Below are 4080 nucleotides of genomic sequence, written 5' to 3'. Positions count from 1 at the left end.
CTACTCGTCCCTGTCCGCGTAGATCGACGTCCCCGGGGCGGCGTTGTACGTCTCCCACAACTGATAGGCACTGACACCGAGAGTGGGGCCGCCGGCAACGATGGTTCCCACTACCCCACCGATACCCGCCCCGGTGACGAGACCCGCGACACACCCGGCAGGAAGTGTTGCAATACAACCGATTCCGGCGCCGGCCATGGTTCCGATCAGACTGCCCACCGTGACGGCGATACCCACCTGCGCACCGAACTGGCCGAACGCCCTGTCGTTCTCCTCCCGGGACGCGACGTCGTGGAACGGCAGCGGGAGCGCGGCGGGCGCCGACACTGTCGGCGCGGGCGCCACCGGAGCGGGTGCCACCGCCGGCCCCGCGTGGGAAACCCCGGCGGCAAGACCCATGGCGGCGACCGCCATGCCCGCCGTAACTGCAGCTCTTCTCACGATCATTGATGCCTCATTTCAGGACCGACGCGACGAAGTACCGATGTGATGGAAGCGCACTGCACGACCCCCGTTACGACCGCTGACCAGGGCCGGAAAACACGCTCAGAGTAACAGCGGAATCACGGCCGAAATGTTCATTGACGAAAAATTCATCGGGCCGCGCAGAACCGGTCGGCAGCCGGCCGATCGCGACGTAATCCACATGAATTACATCGATTGAATTTACGTCCGGCGGCGAAATTTCGTCCGTGACGACATCGACGAACGGGCAATTTGCCCATCGTTATCCCGCCGCAATACAACCGCGCTGAATTCGTGACCGAAATGGCGGCTGGAGCGCACGCCAGTGACCTCGCGGACGGCCCCGCGCGACCATCGGTCGAAGTTAGGGCGACCTTGGGTGAAGGCGGTAATTCCGACCCTTTAACGTGGCGAACAGAAAGTCCGATTGTGGCATGCGCCACATGCCGCATCGGCGCCCCAGCTGCGGAAATGCTTCTGACCAGGGCTAAGTTACCCGCAGGTAGCCTGAATAAGTTACTAGCGGGTAACTTAGCAAGCGTTAGGATCACGAGCAGTCCCGAGGTGGCCGCCCTGCCGCCCTGAAACGAAAGGCCGCGACATGAATGCCCTGACGATCACGTTGGGCACCATCGGCGTGCTGCTGAGCCTCGTATGTTGGTTCTCCTTCATCACAGGCGCATTGAAGATGGTCAACGTCGTCCGGATCGGCCAGTCGGCCCCGGACCGGTGGCGTCCGTTCTTCCCGCGCTTCAAGCAGATGTGCATCGAGTTCATTGCGCACACCCGGATGAGCAAGTTCCGGACCGTCGGCTGGGCCCACTGGCTCGTGATGGTCGGCTTCATGCTCGGAGCCGTCGTCTGGTTCGAGGCCTACGGGCAGACGTTCGACCCGGAGTTCCACTGGCCGCTGGTCGGTAACACCGCCGTCTACCACTTCGTCGACGAGATCCTCGGCCTCGGCACGGTCATCGGTATCACCACGCTGATCGTGATCCGCCAGCTCAATCACCCGCGCGTGCCCGCGCGGCTGTCCCGCTTCGGTGGCTCCGACTTCAGGGCCGCCTACTTCGTCGAGGCCGTCGTCCTCATCGAGGGCCTGGGCATGATCTTCGTGAAGGCCGGGAAGATCGCCACGTACGGCCACTCCAACCCGTGGACCGACTTCTTCACGATGAACCTCGCGAAGCTGCTGCCCGCGAGCCCGAACATGGTCGCGTTCTTCGCCTTCGTCAAGCTGATGTCGGGCATGATCTGGCTCTACGTCGTCGGCCGCAACATCACCTGGGGTGTGGCGTGGCACCGGTTCGCGGCGTTCGCGAACATCTACTTCAAGCGTGAGGACGACGGCGACGTCGCCCTCGGCGCCGCCAAGCCCATGATGTCCGGCGGCAAGCCCATCAACATGGAGGACGCCGATCCCGACACCGACACGTTCGGCGCCGGCAACATCGAGGACTTCTCCTGGAAGGGCTGGCTGGACTTCACCACGTGCACCGAGTGCGGGCGCTGCCAGTCTCAGTGCCCCGCATGGAACACCGGCAAGCCGCTGTCCCCGAAGCTCCTCATCACGTCGCTGCGCGACCACGGATACGCCAAGGCGCCGTACCTGCTCGCCGGTGGCCGCAAGGACATGGGCGGAGACGAGGTCGGCCTGGTGAACGGCGAAGGCGCCGTCGACGACGCCAAGCTGGCGGCGATCCCCGAGGCTGCCCGCCGGGAGGCCGAGCGCAAGCTGGTCGGCGAGACCGTCGAAGGCGAACTCGCCCCGGTCATCGACGCCGAGACGCTCTGGAGCTGCACCAACTGTGGCGCGTGCGTCGAGCAGTGCCCCGTCGACATCGAGCACGTCGACCACATCATTGACATGCGCCGCTACCAGGTGCTGATCGAGTCGGAGTTCCCGTCCGAGCTGGCCGGCCTGTTCAAGAACCTCGAGAACAAGGGCAACCCGTGGGGTCAGAATTCCAAGGACCGTCTCAATTGGATCAGTGAGATGGACTTCGAGATCCCCGTGTTCGGACAGGACGCGGACAGCTTCGAGGACTACGAGTACCTCTTCTGGGTCGGCTGCGCCGGCGCCTACGAGGACCGGGCCAAGAAGACCACGAAGGCCGTCGCCGAACTCCTCGCCACCGCGGGCGTGAAGTTCATGGTGCTCGGCGCCGACGAGACGTGCACCGGCGACTCCGCTCGCCGCGCAGGTAACGAATTCCTGTTCCAGCAGCTCGCCATGCAGAACATCGAGTTGCTGAACTCGGTCTTCGACGGCGTCGAGCAGCGCAAGCGCAAAATCGTCGTCACCTGCGCCCACTGCTTCAACGCGCTCGGCAACGAGTACCCGGAGGTCGGCGGAGACTACGAGGTGGTTCACCACACCCAGCTGCTCAACCGCCTGGTCCGCCAGAAGAAGCTGATTCCGGTCGCCTCCGTCGGTGAGGACATCACCTACCACGACCCCTGCTTCCTCGGCCGCCACAACAAGGTGTACGACGCTCCCCGCGAGCTGATGGAGGCCTCCGGCGCGAAGCTGAAGGAAATGCCCCGTCACGGCGAACGGTCCATGTGCTGTGGTGCCGGTGGTGCCCGCATGTGGATGGAAGAGAACATCGGCAAGCGCATCAACATCGACCGGGTCGACGAGGCGCTCAGCACGGATCCGAAGAAGATCGCGACCGGCTGCCCGTTCTGCCGCGTCATGCTCACCGACGGCGTCACGGCTCGCCAGGAGTCCGGCCAGGGTGAGGGTGTCGAGGTCGTCGACGTCGCCCAGCTGATGCTCTCGTCCATCACGCGTCTCGAGCCGGAGAAGCTGACCGAGAACATCAAGGTCATCCCCCGCGAGAAGCCGGCCGAACCGGCGGCAGCCGAAGCCAAGGCAGCGGTGGTCGAGAAGGAACGCGTCGAAGAGGTCGAGGAGGCCGCTGCAACTCCGGCGGCCACGGACGCTCCCGCAGGCAAGGGCCTGGCGATGAAGGGCCTGGCCAAGGCACCCGGAGCGAAGGCTCCCGGCGCCAAGGCACCCGGAGCGAAAGCACCCGGTCTCGGCATGGCGGGCGGGGCGAAAGCCCCCGGCGCCAAGGCGCCCGGCAAGGGTCTCGGCATGGCCGGTGGGGCGAAGGCTCCCGGCGCCAAGAAGGCTGCTCCCGCCGCGGCGGCTGACGCAGGCTCCGAGGCTGCGGCAGCGGAGGCACCCAAGCCGAAGGGCCTCGGGCTCGCCGGCGGCGCGAAGGCACCGGGCGGCAAGGGCCTGCAGATGAAGGGTGCCGCCAAGGCTCCCGGCGCGAAGGCCGCCGCTCCGGCACCGGCCGCGGAGGCTCCCGCCGTCGAAACGCCCGCTCAGGACGCGCCCGCAGCCAAGCCGAAGGGACTCGGACTCGCGTCCGGCGCCAAGGCACCGGGCAAGGGCCTGCAGATGAAGGGCAAGGCGAAGGCTCCCGGCGCGAAGGCCGCCGCTCCGGCCGAGCCGGCGGTCGCCGAATCCCAGGCTGCCGCACCCCCGGCTGCCGAACCGGAGGTCGTCGACACCTCCTCCGCCTCGGAAGCTCCCGCGGCCGAGGCTCCGAAGGCTCCTCCGGCGGCGAAGGCCGGTGGACTCGGTTTCAAGAGCGGCGC

At 66.4% G+C, this 4080-nt stretch carries 2 protein-coding genes; one reads left to right on the top strand and one right to left on the bottom strand.

The features are described from left to right. Positions 1-447 carry a hypothetical protein gene (locus tag ACFTZB_RS43750; protein ID WP_378441964.1) on the bottom strand — a complete coding sequence of 149 codons (447 nt, stop codon included), beginning with the start codon at positions 445-447 and terminating at the stop codon, positions 1-3. A gap of 619 nt (positions 448-1066) precedes the next feature. On the opposite strand from ACFTZB_RS43750, the gene ACFTZB_RS43745 reads away from it, so the two are divergent. Then, positions 1067-4080 (top strand): heterodisulfide reductase-related iron-sulfur binding cluster (locus tag ACFTZB_RS43745; protein WP_378441963.1); only part of this gene is annotated, 3014 nt, incomplete at its 3' end.

This window comes from Rhodococcus sp. NPDC057014, assembly GCF_042673295.1.
In the GTDB taxonomy this organism is placed as follows: domain Bacteria; phylum Actinomycetota; class Actinomycetes; order Mycobacteriales; family Mycobacteriaceae; genus Rhodococcus_F.
Note: the sequence above shows the minus strand (reverse complement) of the source record. Positions and strands in the feature narration are given on the sequence as shown.